This is a genomic window from Mycobacterium intracellulare ATCC 13950, from assembly GCF_000277125.1.
Lineage (GTDB): Bacteria > Actinomycetota > Actinomycetes > Mycobacteriales > Mycobacteriaceae > Mycobacterium > Mycobacterium intracellulare.
Map to the genome: position 1 here is coordinate 2,051,083 of NC_016946.1, position 19,233 is coordinate 2,070,315.

16 protein-coding genes are annotated in these 19,233 nt (G+C 66.7%); 6 read left to right on the plus strand and 10 right to left on the minus strand.

The features are described from left to right. Nucleotides 1-94: 94 nt before the first annotated feature. The 7 genes from OCU_RS34685 to OCU_RS34710 all read right to left on the minus strand — a co-directional run bounded on the left by OCU_RS34685 (nt 95) and on the right by OCU_RS34710 (nt 8,962). Complete coding sequence (locus OCU_RS34685) at nt 95-580, minus strand: hemerythrin domain-containing protein (RefSeq protein WP_014379778.1); 486 nt, start codon at nt 578-580, stop codon at nt 95-97. A 443-nt stretch (nt 581-1,023) separates the two neighbouring features. Beyond that, nucleotides 1,024-2,415 carry a PPE family protein gene (locus tag OCU_RS34690; RefSeq protein ID WP_014379780.1) on the minus strand — a complete coding sequence of 464 codons (1,392 nt, stop codon included), beginning with the start codon at nt 2,413-2,415 and terminating at the stop codon, nt 1,024-1,026. Between the two features lie 354 nt (nt 2,416-2,769). Beyond that, nucleotides 2,770-3,099 carry a hypothetical protein gene (locus OCU_RS50355; RefSeq protein WP_014379781.1) on the minus strand — a complete coding sequence of 110 codons (330 nt, stop codon included), beginning with the start codon at nt 3,097-3,099 and terminating at the stop codon, nt 2,770-2,772. Nucleotides 3,100-3,294: 195 nt separating this feature from the next. Beyond that, nucleotides 3,295-4,548 (minus strand): hypothetical protein, encoded by a 1,254-nt coding sequence (locus tag OCU_RS34695; RefSeq protein WP_014379782.1) that lies wholly within the window; start codon nt 4,546-4,548, stop codon nt 3,295-3,297. Further along, nucleotides 4,545-5,891 (minus strand): condensation domain-containing protein, encoded by a 1,347-nt coding sequence (locus OCU_RS34700; protein WP_041787040.1) that lies wholly within the window; start codon nt 5,889-5,891, stop codon nt 4,545-4,547. The genes OCU_RS34695 and OCU_RS34700 overlap by 4 nt, the downstream gene beginning before the upstream one ends. Then, a complete protein-coding gene (locus OCU_RS34705) occupies nt 5,891-7,537 on the minus strand; it encodes an ABC transporter permease (protein ID WP_014379784.1) in 1,647 nt (548 codons plus the stop codon). The genes OCU_RS34700 and OCU_RS34705 overlap by 1 nt, the downstream gene beginning before the upstream one ends. 33 nt (nt 7,538-7,570) lie before the next feature. Continuing rightward, nucleotides 7,571-8,962, minus strand: coding sequence for a condensation domain-containing protein (locus OCU_RS34710; RefSeq protein WP_014379785.1), 1,392 nt, complete (start codon nt 8,960-8,962; stop codon nt 7,571-7,573). A gap of 906 nt (nt 8,963-9,868) precedes the next feature. On the opposite strand from OCU_RS34710, the gene OCU_RS34715 reads away from it, so the two are divergent. Beyond that, complete coding sequence (locus OCU_RS34715) at nt 9,869-11,527, plus strand: NAD-dependent malic enzyme (protein ID WP_014379786.1); 1,659 nt, start codon at nt 9,869-9,871, stop codon at nt 11,525-11,527. 10 nt (nt 11,528-11,537) lie between these two features. On the opposite strand, the gene OCU_RS34720 is transcribed toward OCU_RS34715, so the two are convergent. Further along, nucleotides 11,538-13,166 (minus strand): diflavin oxidoreductase, encoded by a 1,629-nt coding sequence (locus OCU_RS34720; protein ID WP_009955688.1) that lies wholly within the window; start codon nt 13,164-13,166, stop codon nt 11,538-11,540. 109 nt (nt 13,167-13,275) lie between these two features. Here OCU_RS34720 and OCU_RS34725 point away from each other — a divergent pair, with 109 nt between their 5' ends. The 3 genes from OCU_RS34725 (at nt 13,276) to OCU_RS34735 (ending at nt 15,659) form a co-directional block, all read left to right on the plus strand. Then, the gene (locus OCU_RS34725; RefSeq protein WP_009955689.1) at nt 13,276-14,067 is read left to right on the plus strand and encodes a hypothetical protein; all 792 of its coding nucleotides are present in this window, start codon (nt 13,276-13,278) and stop codon (nt 14,065-14,067) included. 195 nt (nt 14,068-14,262) lie between these two features. Next, on the plus strand, nt 14,263-14,946 hold the full coding sequence (locus tag OCU_RS34730; protein WP_014379788.1) for a maleylpyruvate isomerase family mycothiol-dependent enzyme: 684 nt from the start codon (nt 14,263-14,265) through the stop codon (nt 14,944-14,946). A 95-nt stretch (nt 14,947-15,041) separates the two neighbouring features. After that, the gene (locus tag OCU_RS34735) at nt 15,042-15,659 is read left to right on the plus strand and encodes a TetR/AcrR family transcriptional regulator (RefSeq protein ID WP_009955693.1); all 618 of its coding nucleotides are present in this window, start codon (nt 15,042-15,044) and stop codon (nt 15,657-15,659) included. On the opposite strand, the gene OCU_RS34740 is transcribed toward OCU_RS34735, so the two are convergent. Both OCU_RS34740 and OCU_RS34745 read right to left on the minus strand, forming a co-directional pair. After that, complete coding sequence (locus OCU_RS34740) at nt 15,656-16,021, minus strand: cupin domain-containing protein (protein ID WP_014379789.1); 366 nt, start codon at nt 16,019-16,021, stop codon at nt 15,656-15,658. The two genes, OCU_RS34735 and OCU_RS34740, sit on opposite strands and share 4 nt — an antisense overlap. 41 nt (nt 16,022-16,062) lie before the next feature. Further along, the gene (locus tag OCU_RS34745; RefSeq protein WP_009976223.1) at nt 16,063-16,773 is read right to left on the minus strand and encodes an SDR family oxidoreductase; all 711 of its coding nucleotides are present in this window, start codon (nt 16,771-16,773) and stop codon (nt 16,063-16,065) included. 105 nt (nt 16,774-16,878) lie between these two features. Between OCU_RS34745 and OCU_RS34750 the strand changes: the two genes are divergently transcribed. After that, entirely contained in the window at nt 16,879-17,739 is an 861-nt protein-coding gene (locus tag OCU_RS34750) for a LysR family transcriptional regulator (RefSeq protein ID WP_014379790.1), read from the plus strand. A gap of 307 nt (nt 17,740-18,046) precedes the next feature. Then, nucleotides 18,047-19,114, plus strand: coding sequence for a 3-deoxy-7-phosphoheptulonate synthase (locus OCU_RS34755; protein ID WP_014379791.1), 1,068 nt, complete (start codon nt 18,047-18,049; stop codon nt 19,112-19,114). Nucleotides 19,115-19,233 lie beyond the last annotated feature (119 nt).

Consider the following 19,233-nt stretch of genomic DNA (forward strand, 5'->3'; position numbering starts at 1 on the left):
GAAACGTGTCCGGGTAATTACACAATGGCGATTGTAGAAATTCACTATGAGCTGCATCACGCCCGAGTGCGGGCGCATAACCCCGGTTAGCCGGCTAGCGACCGCGATTCGTGCCCGCCTGCTGGCAAACCCATCCATCGGGTATGCGGCCCGTGACGACGAACCGGGTGAGCTGCGCGCTCGTCGGCGCCGGCAAATCGTAGTCGGCGTGCAGATACACCACCGGCTCCTCTTTGAAGTTGTGCCCGTGCAGTTGGTCCAGCAGCTGGTTGCAGGTGGCGTCGAGCAGTGGACCGCCTGTCCGGTCGGCGAGCAGTCGCGTCAGGGCTTCCATCGTCCGCCATAGCTCGCCGTGTTCACGCATCATCACGAAGACGGGCATCATGATCCCCGCCTTGCGGATCGGCGGGAACAGGAAGGTCTCCTCCAGGTAGATGTGCCGGCGCAGCGCGTCCATCGTCGCCCTCAGTAGCTCGGGTTGCCGATCGCCGCCGTCGAGCTTTCCGACGAAACATTCGATCGCAGCGCCTATTTCGCGGTGTTGCCGCATGAGTTCGGCGGATAACACCCGGTCGGGCATCACGTGCTCCTCTACGTCAATGTGCAGATCGGGGCGGGCCAGTTCCTAGAAGGCGGCGGGTCAAGCCGGTGGTGTTGCCGGCGACGAGGCAAGGTTCGGTTCCCGCTGCCCGACAGCGAGTCCCTGCTGTAAGCCCCCGATGAGCTGCTGTCGCTGGGCGGGGGCGCCGGCAGGGCTGGTCTGTGCGCAGCTGCAGCTGAGGCCGCCAAAGGGATTGGGGCCGTCGTCACCCGGATCCGGGTCGGCGCCGGCGTGGATCGGCGTCGACGCCCCGAGCGCCACGATGACCGCGGCGCACATCGCCGCGTTTGTCAGGAGCGCCAAAGGTTTTCGGTTCGGCGGCCGGTGCGCAGACCGGTGTGGTGTGGGTGTGTCCATTGCGATTTCCTTCGGATTCGACGAGCTTGCGCCTCCCGTGACGGGCTGCGGACGGGGGCGCTGCATCATCCGGCCACCGGCGAATGCGGGATGAGCGAGACACGCAAACCGACGCGCTGAACCGCACCCTCGGACTCGCGACCGACCATGCCGCCCAGGGGCAGCTTGGACACGGTCGGGCCGGGGGACGGCGCCGCGGCCCATCCGCCCGGCATGGCGCTGGAGTGGAGGGCCTGCAGCGGCGTGACCGACGAAACGGTGGCGGCCCAACTCGGGGGCACGGACAACGTGCTCAGCGAGCTGGCTTGGCCCACGCCCGCCGCAACTCCGTGACCCAATCCCGCGACCGGCGGGAGATTGCCCAGACCCGCGGCGGCGCCCATACCGCTGATGCCCTCCACGCCGCCGGCGCCCTCGGCCCCCAAAATGGAACCGGCGCCCGCGTAGTCCAGCGCCAACCCCTGGTAGTCCAAACCGAGCCCCTGGTAATCCAAATCGAGCCCGTAGAGGTCTATGCCGATTCCCCCGGTGTCGGCGATCAGGCCAGCGCCGTCGGCGCCGAAACCCGCCGCCTCTCCCGCCAGCGCGCCCGTACCGCCGTCGAGCGCCGGCGCGGCGGCGAGTGTGGAGGCCAGTCCCGTCGCGGCGCCCGCGCCCGTGCTCGCGCTCTTCGTCGCGCCCTTGCCGGAGGCGTTGGTCAGACCCGACAGCGCGCTGAGCGGGGCGGTGGCCCCCGACGATCCCAGCGAAGCGCCCGTGCCCATCGCCGCCTGCGACAGCCCCGTGCTCGAGGACGAGCCGGGTGTCGAAAGGCCTTGCAGGGTTTGCGGCACCGAGGAGGCCCACTGTGTCGCCGTCGCGTGGGCGGTGCTGCCGGATTGCAGCGCCGCGTGGGTGACGGCGCCGATGTGGCCGGCGACGGCGGTCGAAGTCGCCGTTTGGGGCGGCGGCGACGCCACGGGCGAAAGCGCCGAGGCCGACGCCGAACTGGCGGCGTAGCCGTACATCGCGGTCGCGTCTTGCGCCCACATTTCGCTGTACTCGGCTTCGGTCGCCATGATCGCCGGCGTGTTCTGTCCAAAGATGTTCGTTTGGATCAGCGCCAGCAGCCGAATGCGATTGGCCGCGACCAGCGGAGGGGGGACCGTCATCGCGTATGCGGTTTCGAAGGCCGCCGCGGCGGCCGTGGCCTGGGCGGCGGCCTGCTGGCATTGCTCGGCGGTCGCCGTCATCCACGCGATGTAGGGCATGACCGCGGCCACCATCGACATCGACGCCGGTCCCGACCAGGACTCGTCGGTGAGGACGGCGATCACGGCTTGGTAGCTGCCGGCGGCATCAGTCAGCTCGGCCGCCAGCGTCTCCCATCCCGCCGCGGCGGCCAGCAAACTTGCGGGACCGGGCCCCAAATACATCCGACCAGAGTTGATCTCCGGTGGTAACGCGCCAAAATCCATGCCTATCTCTGTCCCTTGTCAGTTCTCTGGGCGGACCGTCCTGACGCCGCGGCGGTCGCACACGACATCCGGTCACGCAATCGATGTGGTGATGAAAAGCCCAAGTCCCCAACGCATCACGCGACGCGACCTGGTGAGCCCGCATTACCCGGGTTCGTTGGATTGACCTCGCCATTGTGCGAATTTGGCACACCTGTTTCCCGGCAGCACCGGGGTGTGTGTGATGGCCACAACGCATCTGCTGAACGGCCCAGACGCGCCGATCAGCAGATGCCGGGGGCACCGGAGCTGATCGCGGCTAGTGTCTGATCCGCCGCGGGCGGGTATTGCGCGCCGGCGAGGTGACGCGCCCGATCAGCAACGGGCGACGCAGAACTGAATCAAAATATTGTGCCCGGCGGGGCTGGACGCCGGCGCGCGTGCCGGCGCATCGACGCGCTGCTGGGACCAAATTATGCCGAGGGTGGGTGGGGCGGACGATCCGGATTGCCGAGGCGTGGAAAGAGCGAAAGTGCTTCCACGATCACGCTTTAACGCGACGCTCTTGAACGCCTTGTCGTCGTTCACCGTGGATCCGACGCCGAGGCGACGTACCGGAACCGACTCGTGGTCGGAGTGCACGGGGTTGGAAAGCGGGCTGACCGACGAGGCGGCCGCCTCGGGCGGCGAGGCGTTGGCGGCCATTTCGGCTCGCAAAGCCCCGCAACCGAGTACAGCTGCAACGAGCGCCAGCGCAGCAACGATGGCCAACGCGGGTTGCCGTCGCGGCCACCGTGAAAGCAGTCCAACTCCGAAATTCACAGTGCCATGCACTCTACCAGCCGCGATACATCGACAGGCAACGCGTCACGTCCAGCAAAACCCGATCGGGCGCCCTCGTCAGACCATCCGTGGTCCGCCGAAACCCGGAACCGCGCCCACCGGGATCAGTGCCAGCGCGATGACGAGAAGGATGAACAGCCGCACCGTCTTTGGTGTAGGTCGCCGATCGATCTCGGGCCTGCGCGCCGCGAAAAGGAGGAAGACGACCGCGAAGTCGAACGCTACGATCGTCAGCCAACGGGTCCAGTCGAACCCGGTCAGAAAGACCGGGATGACCAGCAGCAGGCCGGCGATTACCCAGGCAGTTCGCCCGCGCAAGGCGTCGACGAACGCGCGCAGCGGGACGCCCGAAAGGGCGCTGAGACCCCACACCGTCACCGCGGCGGCACCGGCGCCGAAGAGCAGTGAGACGGTGAGGCCGAGTGCGCCGATGTGGCCGACGGTTCGGATTGCGTCCGCGATTCCGTTGGCGTAGTTGGGCATCACATTGCGGCACACCCAGTCGTGATAATCGGTTTGGCTCGGTTGTCCCGCAAGCACGTAGTGCATCAGCGTCGCGGGCGATGTGACCGTGGCAAAGGGGTTGGGCACCGGGTGATGTGGCACCGCCGCGCACAGTTGAGGGGCGATGTCGTGGCGACCGAACGCCGCCACGGCAGCCGTGGTGAGGACTCCCGGCAGCACGGCCAGGAGCATGCCACGGCGCCAGGTGGTTTCCAGGGCCCCGCCGAGGACGATGATTGCCAGGAATGCCCCCAATGCGAACTGCAGCCCTACCGCCTCGTGCACCAGCGTCAAGGCGGCGATGACGGCGCCGTAGGCGGCGCACCATACAGTCGCGACGGGCCGGGATCGTGTGAGCGCCAACGCCGAGCTGAACGCCGCGAGGGCCGCCCCACCGAACAGGTCCGGCCGAGCCGAGAACGCCGCGAACGGGACACCGAATGGCAACAGCGGCAACACCGCCGCGAGCATCAGTCTGCGTTCAGACCGATGGCGACCCGAGACCACCACACCGGCAACCGTTGCCAGCCCGCCCAAATAGACCAGCGTGGACAGCCAGCGCAGACTGAGCGTGGCCGCGAAGTAGTGGTTCGGGGCCAGCCGGACCAGTTCACCGGCGAGCCCGCGGCGGACGAAGCCATGCGTGTAGTCGGCCGTGTAATACGACATCCAGTACACGTCGAGGGGAACGACCTTGATCGCGAACCACAGCACGGCCGCCGCCCACGCCGCGATCGCGACGGCGACACCCACGTGAATGCGACGCGCGCGTTGATCGGCCTCGAGGGCGAGGTCCTCCACCGTCACGACCCGTCCCCATAGACCGTGGTGGCGGACAAACGCAGGTCGGCCAGCGCGTCGCATGCGAGCTCGCTCGTGGCCGCGGTGATGGGGTGGGCGGCGCTGTGGTAGCCGACGATGGTGAGAAACCGGCTGCCGTTGACCGTTCCTGTGCCGCAGAACAATTGGCCGTGTGTTTGCTCGATGCGCGACCGGGTGATGCCCTGCTCGGCCAGCCGCATCGAGAACTCGGTGGCGTCCGCACCGTCGATGCGGCCGACGGCGGCATCGAGGCTGCCGAGGTTTGAGCAGCCCACCGGCAGCTGGCCGGCCGACATGGCGATGCCTTCGGCGCGACGGACCAGCCATCGTGGCGTGAACGGAATGAGTGGCAATCCGGCGAGCATCTCGTTGGGTTGGCGAGCCAAAGACGCCAACAGCTCTTTGACATCCGCACGCACGCCGCTCAAGTCGCCAGCCACGGTGTGGGCGTCGACGGTGAGCGTGATCGAGGTCAGCGCGTTGGCGCGGTCGTCATCGGCGGTGCGATCGCTGACCGGAAGCACCACCGTCACGGAGTTTTCGCCGGGGAGCACCCTGCCCATCCGGTGCGCCAGGCGAGCGGCGAACGCGACGCACAGCGTGTTGCTGCTCCCGCCGAGGCTGCGCGCACGTGCCTCCCATGCCGCGGCATCGGTTTGAATCGTCACCGACCCGAATCCGTTCTGGCGCTGTCCCATTGGGCCGGACGCCCGAGGTGCGCGCGTTTGCGGCTGGGCCTGTCGATCCGCCGAGGCCTTGGCCAGTATCGCCAGCGTCGCGATCAGCGCCCGGACGGCCGCCGGCAGGCTGAGAACGGCGTGGGACAGGTCCTCACGAATCGCGCGCCACCGGCCACGCGAATTCGGCTGTGGGTAGCCGCGATTGAGCGGTTCTCCCTTGACCGCTTCGGTGACGGCCGCTGCCATCGCGAGACCGTCGACAACGCAGTGTGACGCCACCAGGGTGACCGCCGCCCCACCGTCGTCCAACGGCAGCACGCCGAGGTGAAATGTCGGCCCGTGCTCGGGGTCGACGCGCACCCGCGCGCGCCTTTCGATCCACGCGCCGATCTCGCTCCGTGGGCGCGGCGGTTCGCACGCGATGTCCGGTGAGCGGCTGTCGGCCACCCAGCGATGGCGCCCGAACGGCAGCGGCGAACGCTCGATCCGGCGCCCGAGCAGACCGGCACCGAGACTGTCTCTGAAGGACCGCAATTCGTCGATATCGACGGCGCGGTCATAGACCCATGTGCATTGCACCGTGCTCCCTTGACCGGTGGCGCGCAGCCGCAGAAACGCGGCCTGGTCCAACAGTGCCAGCCTCGTCACTAGCACCCCGCCTCGGCCGCGGCGCGATATCCGCGCACCGCCACCGGCGCGAACACCGCGACCAGGACGCCGGCCCACAGGGCGGCCTGCCACAGCGGCGAGAGCACCGGCCCGCCCTCTGCGAGCGCGCGCATCGCCTCGATCGTCGGCGAAATGGGCGAAAAACGGACCACCGGTTGCAGCCAGCCTGGAAAGACCCCGGCGGGCGCGACACCGGTGTTGAGGAACAGCAGCAGCACGCATCCCGCACCCAGCCAGGTCACCATGGCTTTGCCGTCCGCGCGGGCGGCGATCGCGATCACCAACGTCGCCATCCCGGCCGAAATCGCCACGGGCACCAGCACAAAGGCCAGCGCCGCGATCCAGCCGTAGCTGAATCGCAGCCCCAGGGCGACACCGAAGATGGTGAGCACAACGGCGGACGCGGTGGTGCGGGCGGCCTCGGCGACCAGCCGGCCCGCCACCGTGCTGGCCCGATGCACCGGCTGCACCCACAACCTCGTCAGTACGCCCGACTCTCGTTCCGCCGGCAAAGCCAAACCGGCACCAAGGGTTCCGAACACGGCGCCCACCACCGCACACATTGGAACCAGCCCGTACAGGCTGTCGTGTCCGGTGACGGCCAGAACGGCTTTGCCGATCAGCAATTTGTAGACGATGAGGAGGAAGGCCGGGAACAACAGGGCCTGCACCGCGACGATCGGGTCGCGCCGCCAGCGGCGCAGGAGCCGGCCGGCCTCCGAAGCGCTGTGGCTGACGAAGGCCGTCAGTGACGGTGCATACGAAACCCGTTGCGTCGCACAACTAGCCACTGCGCCCCGCGACGGCGGCGCGGACGCATCCCGCGCCTGTCGAGCGCCCTGAGACGGGATCCGGACCGTGCGGGGCGCGCGGGGGCGTCCGCCGCCGACGCGTCGCTGCATCCGCACCGCCAAAACGCCGAACAACGCCAGCAGCCCCAGGCACCACGCCGATGCCGCCGCCAGATCCCTACCCGTTGCGTGACCGGCGGCCAGTCCGCGCAACGTGTCGGTGACCCGGGAGACCGGCTGGTGACGGACGAACGGGCCCAGCCAGGCCGGAAACGACTCCGCGGGAGCGATACCCGTGGACAACAGGACCAGCACCAGCTGGGGCAGCAGCAGCAATTGGCTCGACGATTCGACGGAGCCGACCCGCGAGCCGAGGGCGTCGGCGCCGAGGCACACCGCCATCGCGAACGCCACGACGATGATCACGAACAGGCCCGTGTCGCCCGGACCGCCGGCCATCCGGAAGCCGAACGACCACCCGACGGCGACAGCGGCGACGAGCGCGACGACCGAGCGTATCAAGCAATAGAGCATCCGCGCGGCCAGCGGCACCGCCGCGGGAACCGGCAAAGTCTTGAGACGAGACCCGAAGCCGGAGAGCCGGTCTCGTGCGGCACGGTCCGCGGTCGTCATCGCCCCGAACAGCATCGCCTGCACGATGACCACCGGGAGGACATATTGCGGATAGGTCATCGAGCCGGGATGGATCAGGCTGCCCAACACCAAGGTGAATCCCAGGAAGCAGCCCACGGGCGCCAGCGCCGCGAACAGCAGGTCGGCATCGCGCCGGGAGCCGGATAGTGTGCGCAAGGTGAGTGCCGCCAAGGCACTCATGCCGAGACCTCGGTCGGCGGAGACAATTCCGCGTCACGCATCTGTGTTCAGCCCGGCGTCGGCCACCCGGGTGAACTCGGCGCGGATCGTCTCGACGTAGCGGGAGACCGACCTACGCGCGACGTCGGTGCCGGGGTAAGCGACCACCAGCTGCGTTTTGTCGTGCATGCGATTGACCCACATGCACACCGTCTCCGACAGCCTGTTATCGCCCCACACCCCGGCACGCAGACCGTCGAAGTAGTCGCCGAACGGCAACTTGCGAATATCGATGTACGACAGCATCGGGACCGGACGGTCCGGAACCTCGATGGGGCCTGACGATTCGTCAGGCGACTCGAGCAAGTGGTAGTACGGCACGGCACCCAAAGCCGTGTTTGCATCGAACGATGCCTGGGCGGCGCTGACGACCTCGTCGAACGAAGCGCCGGCGGTCGGAATTGCCAACGGGACAAAACTGGCCAACCATCCGACCGCGGTGGCGTGGGCGGGATCCCGCCGGTTGTCGAATGGGGTGAGGCCGAAATACGTTGCGGCGCCCGTCAACCGGTGCTCGGTCAGGGCGGCGCAGGCGAACACGCCACCGCTGAAACGCGCGCCCGCGGCGCGGCAGGCCGCTTCGAACCGCCCTCCCTGGTCGTCATCGATCAGGTCGAACACGTCGATGGCCCCCGGGGTATCGGCGGCCGCCTCGCCAAGTTCCAGCGGAAATTTCGGCAGCGCCCCGTTGTTCGCCGCGAGAAAGGCTCGCCACGAACGGATCTCGGGTGACTCTTCGGTCAGGCCCCTGGTGTACGCATGCTGATTCGCGCTGTATTCGCGATGGCTGGCGGCGGGTGCCAGCGGACACTGTGCCTGCTGCAACGCGCTGAAGTACATCGTCTGGATGTCGAGGAAGATCACCCCGGCCGACATACCGTCGGCGCGCAGGTGGTCGACGGCGATCAGGACCGTGAACCGGTCATCACCCTGGATGACGCCGAAGGTGAAGCAGTCCCATTGCAGGGGATCGGGCGTGTCGAGCAGGAGTTTGCGGATCTGCGGCGGTCCCATCTTTCCGAGATCCGTTGGCGCCAAAGTGATGACCTCCGGCTCGGCAATGACGTAGCGAAGGACCTCGTCGTCGTCACCGAAGGCGAACCGGTCGTGGTAGGTGTCGTGCCGCCGCAGGTGCGCATTCACCGCGTAGGTCATCGCATCGATATCACAGACACCGCTGATTTCCCAGGCCCCAATGCACAACCGTGGGATATCACGACCCCGGCTGACCTGGCGTCGGTAGTATCGAAGATGCTGCGACTGCTGATAACTCACCGGCGCCGGATGGTATTGCGCTTCGGCAACACGCCGGTAGGTGGTCGCGGTGGGGTACCAGGATACGACGGTGCCCTCGGCCGTCCAGTCCTCAACCGTTCCCAAGAACATGCGCTACCTTTCGTCCGTCAGCTGGTGACGCCAGTTCGGATGACCTTAATGGCACAGCGCATGAGTTGCTGAACAAGTTGAGGACCCGAGGAGCCCCGTTACGCGGGCCTCCCGATCGCCGCACCGCCGGATGCGTCGACCAATGCGCGCGAGGGAATAAGTTCACCGTGATGTGAGTTGGCGACCCGCATGTTGTCAAGCGGCGCAAAGTCATGACCCGCCGGCGCACCCGCGGCGCAATCATAGAATTCCCCTCTCGGGCCCGAGCAATCTCTCAGGAACTTCTGACAACCCATGGTGTGCCCGTGTGAGGTAGTCAACGACAGGGAGCCGAATTAAATCGCGCGGTTAACACAGAACCGTTGGCCGAACAAGCATTTCTCTCGACGCGATGACCCAATCTGTCGATTCCCACCCACAGAGCGGCGCTGTCTCGGCGAGGCCACCCGAGACGATGCTGGGCCTGCCGAAACGGCGCTTCGGTTACCATATCGTGATGTATGGCCGTATTGGAATAGTGTCAGCAAAACCTTTCTTGCACCGGTGAGTCGGGCAAACAATCACACGATCCGCATAAGTTCCGTGGCGCTGCATCACATGCTCCCGTTGATGCGAAGCCTCGCATGGGATTCGGGCCGATTCCCGACTCCGGCAGCAAACTGCGGCCAACTGGGAATCCGGTCAATAGGGAGCGTCGAGGGCTTCCTCACATCTGAGAACGCATCGTTCCCCTATGCCCCTCAAGGCATTCGACGAGCCCAGGCCCAGGTCGTTTTGGCAGCGCACTGACACTTTGACGGCTTTGGCGCCGGGTTACGCGCAGACAAACAGCCCGGGATCATCGATGATGGTTCGGACACTCCCTCGTTCCCCTCCCGCGAGATTCGTACAGAAGGGACGTTGACGATGCCCGATGAGCTCCGGGGGCCGGCCAGGCTGTTCGATGCCCTGACCACCAAGGGCACCGCCTTCACCGAGGACGAGCGACGGCGATTGGGCCTGATGGGTCTGCTGCCGACGACGGTCAAGACCCTCGAGCAACAGGCCGAGCACTGCTGGCACGAATTCTCCACGCGCCGCGACGATCTCGACAAACACATCTATCTGCGGGCGTTGCAGGACCGCAACGAGACGTTGTTCTACCGGGTTTTGCTCGACCACATCCCCGAGGCTCTGCCGATCGTCTACACGCCCACGGTGGGGGAGGCCTGTCAGCGTTTCAGCGAGATCTACCGCCGGCCGCGGGGATTATTCGTGTCCTACGCCGAGGGGGACTGCCTGGACGAGGTGCTCAACAATCGGCCCCAGCGCGAGGTCGACGTGATCGTGGTGACCGACGGGCAGCGGATCCTCGGCCTGGGCGATCAGGGCATCGGCGGCATGGGCATCCCGATCGGAAAGCTATCCCTCTACACCCTCATTGGCGGCATCGACCCCGCTCGCACACTGCCGATCGTGCTCGATGTGGGAACCGACAACAGCGAACTGCTTGATGACCCTCGGTACCTGGGATGGCGGCACCGACGCGTCGACGACGACGATTACTACGCGTTCATCGACAAGTTCGTCGCCGCGGTACGCAGGCAGCTACCCCATGTGCTGCTGCAATGGGAGGACTTCGCGTCCACACATGCGCAGCCGATCCTCGCTCGCTACCGCGACGAACTCCTTACCTTCAATGACGACATCCAGGGGACCGCCGCCGTCACCGTTGGGGCGCTGCACGGTGCCGCCAAGGTCGCGGGACGCCCCCTGTCGCAGCAACAGGTTGTCATGCTCGGCGCCGGCTCGGCCGGCATCGGTGTGCTCGACATGATTCGCCGCCAAATGGTGAACGAGGGATTGTCCGAAGGCGCTGCCTCGGAGCGCATCTGGGTCGTCGACGTGGAAGGGCTCCTCACCGATGACCGCACCGATCTGTCCGCCGCGCAGCGCGGGTTTGCCCAGCCGGCCGCCCGGGTGGCGGGCTGGGGCGTGTCCGGGCGCGCCCGGCTCGCCGATGTCGTCCACCGTGTCGACGTCGGCGTGCTGCTCGGCTTGTCCACCGCCGCGGGCGCGTTCACCGAAGCGATCGTGCGGGAACTCGCGGGCAAGACTGACCGACCGATCATCTTCCCGCTGTCCAACCCGACGAGCCGGGCCGAGGCGCACCCGGCGGAGTTGGATCGGTGGACCGACGGGCGTGCCCTGATCGCCACCGGATCGCCGTTCGCGCCGCTGCGCCGCGACGGGGTGGAACGCCCTGTCGCCCAATGCAATAACGTCTATATTTTCCCCGCGATGGGTTTGGCCGTCACAGCTGCCCAGGCGACCCGGGTCACCGACGAGATGATGCGCGTCGCCGCGGAGACGTTGGGCGAGGCGTCGCCCGCCCTCGCGGACCCCGACCGGCCGTTGCTGCCCGCTTGGTCGGACGTGCCCGATGTCGCCGTCCGCATCGCGCACGCGGTCGCCATGCAGGCCGTGGTGGACGGCGTCGCCCCGACGCGCGGCGACGCGGAGCTCGCCGACCGTATCGCCGAGGTGCGTTGGCGCCCGGAATATCCCACCGCCGTGAGTCAGTGAACACCGGCCGTCAGTAGACGTCGCGCACGTACCGGTGATTCTTGATCAGCTCGTTGACATAGGCGTGGGCGGCCTCGGCCTTCATCGCGCCGGCGTGGGCCACCAGCGCTCGCAACGCCTCGTCGACGTCCTTGGCCATTCGCTCGGCGTCGCCACACACGTACACGTGCGCACCCTCTTCGAGCCAGCCGAAGATTTCCGCGGCGTTCTCCCACATGCGGTGCTGCACATACTGTTTCGTGGCATCCTTGTTGTCGCGGGAGAACGCCAGGTCGAGTCGCGTGAGCACGCCCGATTCCCGGAAGCCGTGCAGTTCGTCGGCGTAGAGGAAGTCCAGCGCCCGATTCCGCGCGCCGAAGAACAGCCACGCCCGACCCGGCGCCCCGGTCGCCTGCCGTTCCTGCAGAAAGCCGCGGAACGGCGCAATGCCGGTCCCCGGACCGACCATGATGATCGGGACGTCAGCGCCGGGCAGGCGGAAGGTGTGATTCGGTCGCAGGTGCACGCGTGCCGTCTCGCTGCGGTCGGCCAGGAAGGTCGAGGCCACCCCGCCATACCGGCGCCCACGGGCGGTGTACCGCACCGTCGCCACCGTCAAATGCGCGCGATCGGGATGGACCACCGGGCTCGACGCGATCGAATAGTCACGGAATTGCAAGGGACGCAAGTTGTCCACGAGTTCGTCCACACTCAGCTCGCCCAGCCTGATCAGGTCGAGCACGTCCCTGCCGTACAACCACGTGCCGGGCTTCGCGGTTCCGTCACCGGCGAGGGCGGCGACCGCGTCGGCATCCCCGGCGCGGGATGCCACCAGCGCCCGCAGCGCCCGCGACGGAGCCCGAATATCCAGGTGGTGGGTCAGCAGGACGCCGAGCGGCTCGTCGTAGCCGGCCACCGCATGGTCGGGGCCCGCATCGAGTTCGGCGAGCACTGCGTCGACCAAGTCGGGGTCGTTGGCGACATGCACCGCGATCGAATCGCCGGCGCTGTAGGCGATTCCGGCGCCGGTGAGGTCCAACTCGTAGTGACGAACCTCCTTCTCCGAACCCGGCGCGCTGAGCAGCCGGTTCACGACTATCGGTGCCTCGAAACGTTGATGGTGATCCCGGCTCGGCGGGGGAGGAGCGGCCGTTGCCTCCTTGGCAACCGTCGCGACACGCGGTCCCGCATGAGCGCGGTCGGCGGCCAGCAGCTTGACCAGGTCGCCCGTCCACGCCGTCGCGAGTTGCTGGTAGGCGCCGTCCACATCGACACGCGCGGTCAGCCTGACCGCTCCCAGCGCTTGCAGGCGCTCGTCGAGGAGCCGGCCGGCATTGCAGAACAGTTCGTAACTGCTGTCGCCGAGCGCCAGCACGGCGAACTTCAAATGGTCGAGCTGGTCGGCGCTTTCGGCGCTGATCGCCTCCCAGAACAACGCGGCGCTGTCGGGGAACTCGCCGTCGCCGAACGTCGAGGTGACCACGATGAAATGGCTCGCCGATTGCAGGTCGGCGATTTCGACCTGGTTGAGTTCCACCGCTTCCGATTCGATGCCCATGGCTTCCTGGACGGCCTCGGCGAACGACATGGCCGCGTCTTCGGCGTTACCCATGTCGGTGCCGTAGCCCACGATCAGTGAAAACTTCGGTTGGGCGGTCATGGTCGCTTCCTCTGTGTGCGCGGACCTGTGTCGCTGACCGGGCGGGAGCACCGCCCGATCCAGACCTAGGATAGGGTAGCCTAACCTAACTGACACGGAGGTTGCTCACATGCGCACCGCGATTCACCATCCGCTGATATCGGGGATGGACATCCGCCGGGAGCTTCCGGTGCATGAGTCCAGCCGTCGCCTGCGCGCACTCTTTCCCGGGTGTCCCTTGGTGTATGGCATCGCCGTGCTCGACGATGTCTCGCGACAGCGCTGGTGGCCTCTCGATTCACAGCGGACCGACGCGTTGCTGCGGGCGATGTTCGACGATGCGGCGAAAAACATCGGTCCCCACGCCGCCACGCGGCAACTGGTGGCCAGCCTCATCCACGAGATCATCGGTCGGATGCTGCCGCTGGTGCTGCTGGAAGGAAGAGCCTGGGACGTCGGCCTGGAGAATCTCTGGCTGCACCGCGATCGCGACGGTGCAATCGATTGGGCCGCGGTGGTGGACCCCACGCTGCGCGTGCTGCCCGACGATCCCTGCGCGGCCGCGCGCAGTGGCGATGCCTTCGGGCGGCGCCCGCGCCGAGAAGGCGTGCTCACGCTGCCGAACGAAGCGGCACTGGCGATTTGGGTGGCGCATCGCTGCCACCGAAGTCTGTCGCGGCTGTTCGACTCCGTGCACGCAATCAGCAACGGCGCCGTCGCGGTCACGGAGATGTGGCACATCGTAGGGTCGGCGATCATCGGGGTGGCCGCCCAGATCCCGCGCCCGGCGCCCGTGGACGACCATGTGATCACCCGCCGAAGCCAGGCCATCCTCGATGCGATGGTCGGATTCGGGCTGCCGGTACGCCGATCACGCCGCGCGACAGCGCCTTTGGTCGCCGCACACGCCGGCTCAATCTGACACGGGCGGCCCCCTACGAATGCGGGAAGGCCGACGTCTTTGGCCGGTCGATACCAACTTCGATGTTCCCCTTGCATCACATACATACCGTGTGTATGTTAATACATACTGTATGTATGCGGAGGTGGGATCATGAGTGCCGTGCTCGAGGCCATAGCGGAAGAACGTAGGACCGTTTTGGAGCTTTGCTCGCAGATGCCGGATTCGATGTGGGCCAAGGACAGTGGGTGTTCGGGTTGGTCGGTGCAGGATCTCGTGTCCCATATGGCGTGCAGCTTCTGGTTGGCGGTCGACCCATCGGCCCTGCCCGATCCCGGCGATTTGCCGGCCGAGCGCGCGGCGGACATCTATGTCGAGTCGCGACGCTCGATGACCCCCCAAGAGGTCGTGGCCGATTACGAATCGGTGAGCGCGCGGGGTCTAGAGGTGCTCGCCGCCATCGAAGGTCAGGACGTCGACATTCCGATAGGCGATGTCGGCACCTATCCGGCGTCGGTCGTGCCGACAACCTTCGTCTTCGAAGCCTTCGTCCACATCCGGTACGACCTTTGTTCTCCGGGTGGGCCGCTGCAAGGTGCACCGCCGCCCGTCGACCAGCTACGGCTCGCGCCCACCCTCGATTGGATCGAAGCGGCCCTGCCGCAGCAGAACACGAGTCTGCTCAACGAGTTACAGACAGGCGTGGAGCTTCGCCTCGACGGCCTGTGCGCTCGGACCCTCCGCATCGGCGACCACGACGATGTCGCCTCGCACATCACGTCTGATTCGCAAGCCTTCGTGCGGTGGGTTACCCAGCGCGGTACCTGGGAAAGCTTGGGCGTTCAAGCCGAAGGGGATCCATCGACTCTGAACGTGATTCGCCGGCTCAGGGTGTTTTGAGTCCACCGCGGACCTCGACGCTACGCCGTCGGGCGGGACATCCCACGACCTCCGCGCGGTATGTATGAGAATGCACACGTGAGAGGCGGGGATTGATGGCGAAGGGCGGTCGTCGCACACAGGCAGAGCGCGCGGCCGGCACGCGTGAAGCGCTGGTCGCTGCCGCCCGGCCGTTGTTTGCGTCGTTGGGGTTTGCCGACGCATCCCTGGAAACGATCGTTCGCAACGCAGGGGTGACCCGCGGCGCCCTGTATCACCATTTCGCCGACAAGACAGAGCTATTCGCGGCGGTGTTCGAGCAGGTGGAGGGGGAGATGGCCGCCCGAATGGGAGACGCCGTCGCGGCGGCGGGGCACGGCGATCCCGTCGAGATCATGCGGCTGTGCGCCGCCCTGTGGTTGGACGCGTGCGCCGATCCCGAGATTCAACGCATCGTTTTGCTCGAGGCGCTGGCGGTGCTGGGATGGGAACGCTGGAGCGCCATCGGGCACCGGTACAACATCGGATTCGTCACGGCGCTGCTGACCGAGGCCATTGAGTCGGGCAGCATCCCGCGCCAGCCGATCGAGGCGACGGCCCTGACGATCATGGGGGCGCTGCGCGAAGCGACGCTCTACATCGCGCGTGCGGACGATTACCACCAGGCGCGGGCGGACGCCGGCGTGGTGATGGACAGACTCCTTAGCGCGTTGCGCACCAACGCGATTGGCTAATCTGTCGCCACGTGCGGCGGGTCGTAGATGACCAGGAAAACGAGTTCGTCAGAACCGACGTTTTTCAGACTGTGCACGACGTAGGCGGGCACCTTGACGAAGGTGCCCGCCTTGGTCTCCCAGCAATGCTCGCCCAGCTGAACGAGGCCGGCCCCGCGCAGGAAACAGAAAGCATGGTTGTAATCGTGATGATGCGGCGAGGATCCCCCGCCGGGGCCGAACTTCGTCAACTGCGCACTGAAACGTGTGGAGTAGTTATCGCCGGCCAGCTCGTCACTGACCCAGAAACTCGGTCCCAGACCGGTCTCGTGCCAGACGATCTCCTCGGGTGCGATGACATTCTGTAACACGTTGTGGCTCATGGGATTCTCCTTCGCAGCGAAAGCCTTGGTGCCCGGCATCGTCACGCGGCAATGCTGCCGCCGCCGTCGGCGCGAATGATCTGACCGGTGATATAGCCGGCGTCCTCGTCCAGCAATGCGCAGATGGCGTGCGCGATCTCGCGCGGTGCGCCAAGCCGGCGCAGCGGAATGGTTTGCAGGAGACGCGCTTCGCGCTCGGATCCGGCCGGACTGAGCTCGCGGTACATCTCGGTTTCGATCGGCCCGGGCGCCACCGCGTTGACCGTGATGCCGGACTGCGCGAGCTCTCCCGCCCAGATCCGCGTGCACGCTTCCAGCGCCCCTTTGGTGGCGGCGTAGGGCGTGCGCTCCGCGGTGCCCAGTGTCGTCATGCTCGTGACATTGACGATGCGGCCCCACCCGGCCGACAGCATCCCGGGCAGCACCGCTTGCACGACCTGCACCGCGGTGCGCACGTTCAGGTCGTAGGTGGTGAACAGGTCATCCAACTCGATCGAACCGATCCGGCCGAACCGCGCGACGCCGACGTTGTTGACCACGGCGTCGACGCGCCCATCCCGCAGGGCTCGCTCGAGTACCGCGTCGGTGGCGGCGCGGTCGGTGAGGTCCACCGCGTAGAACTCACCCGGGAAGTCGTCCGGCCTGGCGCGCGCGAGGCCAACCGGCATGTCGCCCGACACCGCGAGACGGTCGGCGACGGCCCGGCCGATTCCCTTCGACGCCCCGGTGATCAGCACTCGCTTTGCGGTCATGGTGTCCTCCTTGGCACGTATTTCATGATTACTTAAACGTTTTGGAAAGCCAATCAGACATAACGTTGTTGATATGGCTGATGACTTTGGCCTTATGGAGGACCGATGACGACGTTGTCGCAGCTCAAGACGTTTATTGCGGTGGTCGACCAGGGCGGCTTCACGGCGGCGAGCCGACGGCTGGGACTCTCGCAGCCGGCCGTCAGCCGCACGGTCGCCACCCTCGAAAAAGAATTGGGGTTGCCGCTGTTCATGCGCCGCCGGGATGGCCTCGCGTTGACCGAAGCCGGAGCCGTTGCGCTGACGCATGCGCGGGAAGCGGTGCGGCAGTTGACGTTGATGCGCACCGAAGTCGCCGGATTGGCGGGCGACATCACCGGGACGCTGAGTCTGGCCAGTCTGCCGACAGCGACCGCCACGCTCATCGCGCCGCAACTAAGGACCTTCGCCCGGCGGCATCCGGCCGTCACCATTCGGCTGCTGGAGGGGAGCAAGGAAGAAATCTTGGACTGGCTCGACCAAGGCGCCGCCGAAGCCGGTGTGGTCAGCTTGCCGAGCAAGGGCCTCGACGCGGCGGTACTCGGCGTGCAAGAAATGGTCGCGGTGGTGCCGGCCAACAGCCGGCTGGCGGCCAAGGACATCGTCACCTACGCCGACCTGGCCAGGGAGCCTTTTGTTCGCGGCACCGGCGGCTGCGCCGATGTGTTCATGCCGATTGCGCGGCGGCAGGGCATCGAATTCGACCTGGCCTTCGAAGCCCGCGAGATCGGGGCGACGCTCGAAATCGTGCGAGCCGGGTTGGGCGTGAGCATCCTGCCCAGCGCCGGCCTCCCCGAGCTGCCCGGTGTCGTAGTGCGGCCGCTGTTGCCCCTGACCGAACGGCGTCTGGGCATCGCGGTGTCCGCGAGTGCGTCGGCGCCCGCACGGGCTTTTCTCGACCAGATCGCCGCACTCGATCTGGATTAGGCTCGGTGACAACGGCTTTGCGGTCGCACATGGCTTCACGCCTGTCTGTGGCCCTCGGATGCCGTAACGGGCTGTCAAGTGGTCGAGCCCCACGTGGTATGTTCGCCGTCGTGAACATCGGCGTGCGCGCGTATTGGCGCTTTATCGAGGCTCCGGGCGGAGCCGGCGGTGAGGCGTCTGGTTGACGCACCCGCACGACTGAGACCCGGAGCCCAGCAGTGACCACACGGTCGCTGCTTTTCGCTTTTCAGGGCATCGGGAACCAGCGGGCGTGCCCTGGCAGCCAACACAGAAAGACACACCCACCATGTCCCTCACCGACGTCACCACAGCTGTCGACACGTCCGACCATCGGATCGTCTCGTTCCGAGAACTCTCGGCTCCGGCCGCGATTCGCACCGAACTGCCACTGACACCCGCACGCGCCGAGGCCGTCCAGCGCGACCGCGACGAGATGTCGGCAATCCTGGCCGGCCACGACGACCGCCTGCTACTCGTGGTCGGCCCGTGCTCGGTGCACGATCCGGCCGCCGCGCTCGACTACGCACACAGGCTCGCCCCGCTTGCGACCCGGTACGCCGAACGGCTGAAGATCGTGATGCGGGTCTACTTCGAAAAGCCGCGCACCACCGTCGGGTGGAAGGGGCTCATCAACGACCCCGCCATGGACGGCAGCTTCGACGTGGAACGTGGGATCCGCACCGCACGAGGGTTGTTGCTCGACATCATCGACGTCGGCCTCCCGGTGGGCTGCGAATTCTTGGAGCCCACCAGCCCGCAGTACATCGCCGACGCCGTCGCCTGGGGCGCCATCGGCGCGCGGACCACCGAGTCGCAGGTGCACCGCCAGTTGGCATCGGGGCTGTCGATGCCGATCGGATTCAAGAACGGCACCGATGGCAACATCCAAGTCGCCATCGACGGCGTCAAAGCTGCGGCGGCGCCCCACCATTTCTTCGGGACCGACGACGTGGGCCGCGCGGCCGTCGTCGAGACCATGGGCAATCCCGACTGCCACGTGATCCTGCGGGGCGGTACCGCCGGCCCGAATTACGATGCGGCCTCGGTGGTCACGGCCATCGAACGGCTGCGCAAGGTTGGGCTGTCCGAGCTGGTCATGATCGACTGCTCACACGCCAACTCCGCCAAAGACCACGTGCGACAGGCCGAGGTCGCCGCCGAGGTGAGCGCGCGCATCGCGGTGGGCGAGCGCGGCATCGCCGGCCTGATGCTGGAGAGCTTTTTGGTGGCCGGCGCCCAATCGCTCAGCGGCGAACTGACATACGGCCAATCCGTCACCGACGCCTGCATGGACTTCGCGACTACGGCGGAATTGCTGGCGAAGCTTTACGCGGCGATGGGTGATCGCGGGTAGGTGGCCCTGAGGCGGACAGGGCCGCGCCGAGTGTGGGGCCTAGGTACGGATTTGGTTCATGTTTCGTCCATACACTCGGTGAACCCAGCGCCCTTGCAAACCAACTAGTGATCGCGGCT

Excerpts from the sequence above, each read along its gene's own strand:
- OCU_RS34685 (WP_014379778.1), bottom strand. The coding sequence starts at position 580 with ATGCCCGACCGGGTGTTATCCGCCGAACTCATGCGGCAACACCGCGAA.
- OCU_RS34690 (WP_014379780.1), bottom strand. The coding sequence starts at position 2,415 with ATGGATTTTGGCGCGTTACCACCGGAGATCAACTCTGGTCGGATGTAT.
- OCU_RS50355 (WP_014379781.1), bottom strand. The coding sequence starts at position 3,099 with ATGGCCGCCAACGCCTCGCCGCCCGAGGCGGCCGCCTCGTCGGTCAGC.
- OCU_RS34705 (WP_014379784.1), bottom strand. The coding sequence starts at position 7,537 with ATGAGTGCCTTGGCGGCACTCACCTTGCGCACACTATCCGGCTCCCGG.
- OCU_RS34710 (WP_014379785.1), bottom strand. The coding sequence starts at position 8,962 with ATGTTCTTGGGAACGGTTGAGGACTGGACGGCCGAGGGCACCGTCGTA.
- OCU_RS34715 (WP_014379786.1), top strand. The coding sequence starts at position 9,869 with ATGCCCGATGAGCTCCGGGGGCCGGCCAGGCTGTTCGATGCCCTGACC.
- OCU_RS34720 (WP_009955688.1), bottom strand. The coding sequence starts at position 13,166 with ATGACCGCCCAACCGAAGTTTTCACTGATCGTGGGCTACGGCACCGAC.
- OCU_RS34725 (WP_009955689.1), top strand. The coding sequence starts at position 13,276 with ATGCGCACCGCGATTCACCATCCGCTGATATCGGGGATGGACATCCGC.
- OCU_RS34730 (WP_014379788.1), top strand. The coding sequence starts at position 14,263 with ATGCCGGATTCGATGTGGGCCAAGGACAGTGGGTGTTCGGGTTGGTCG.
- OCU_RS34735 (WP_009955693.1), top strand. The coding sequence starts at position 15,042 with ATGGCGAAGGGCGGTCGTCGCACACAGGCAGAGCGCGCGGCCGGCACG.
- OCU_RS34740 (WP_014379789.1), bottom strand. The coding sequence starts at position 16,021 with ATGAGCCACAACGTGTTACAGAATGTCATCGCACCCGAGGAGATCGTC.
- OCU_RS34745 (WP_009976223.1), bottom strand. The coding sequence starts at position 16,773 with ATGACCGCAAAGCGAGTGCTGATCACCGGGGCGTCGAAGGGAATCGGC.
- OCU_RS34750 (WP_014379790.1), top strand. The coding sequence starts at position 16,879 with ATGACGACGTTGTCGCAGCTCAAGACGTTTATTGCGGTGGTCGACCAG.
- OCU_RS34755 (WP_014379791.1), top strand. The coding sequence starts at position 18,047 with ATGTCCCTCACCGACGTCACCACAGCTGTCGACACGTCCGACCATCGG.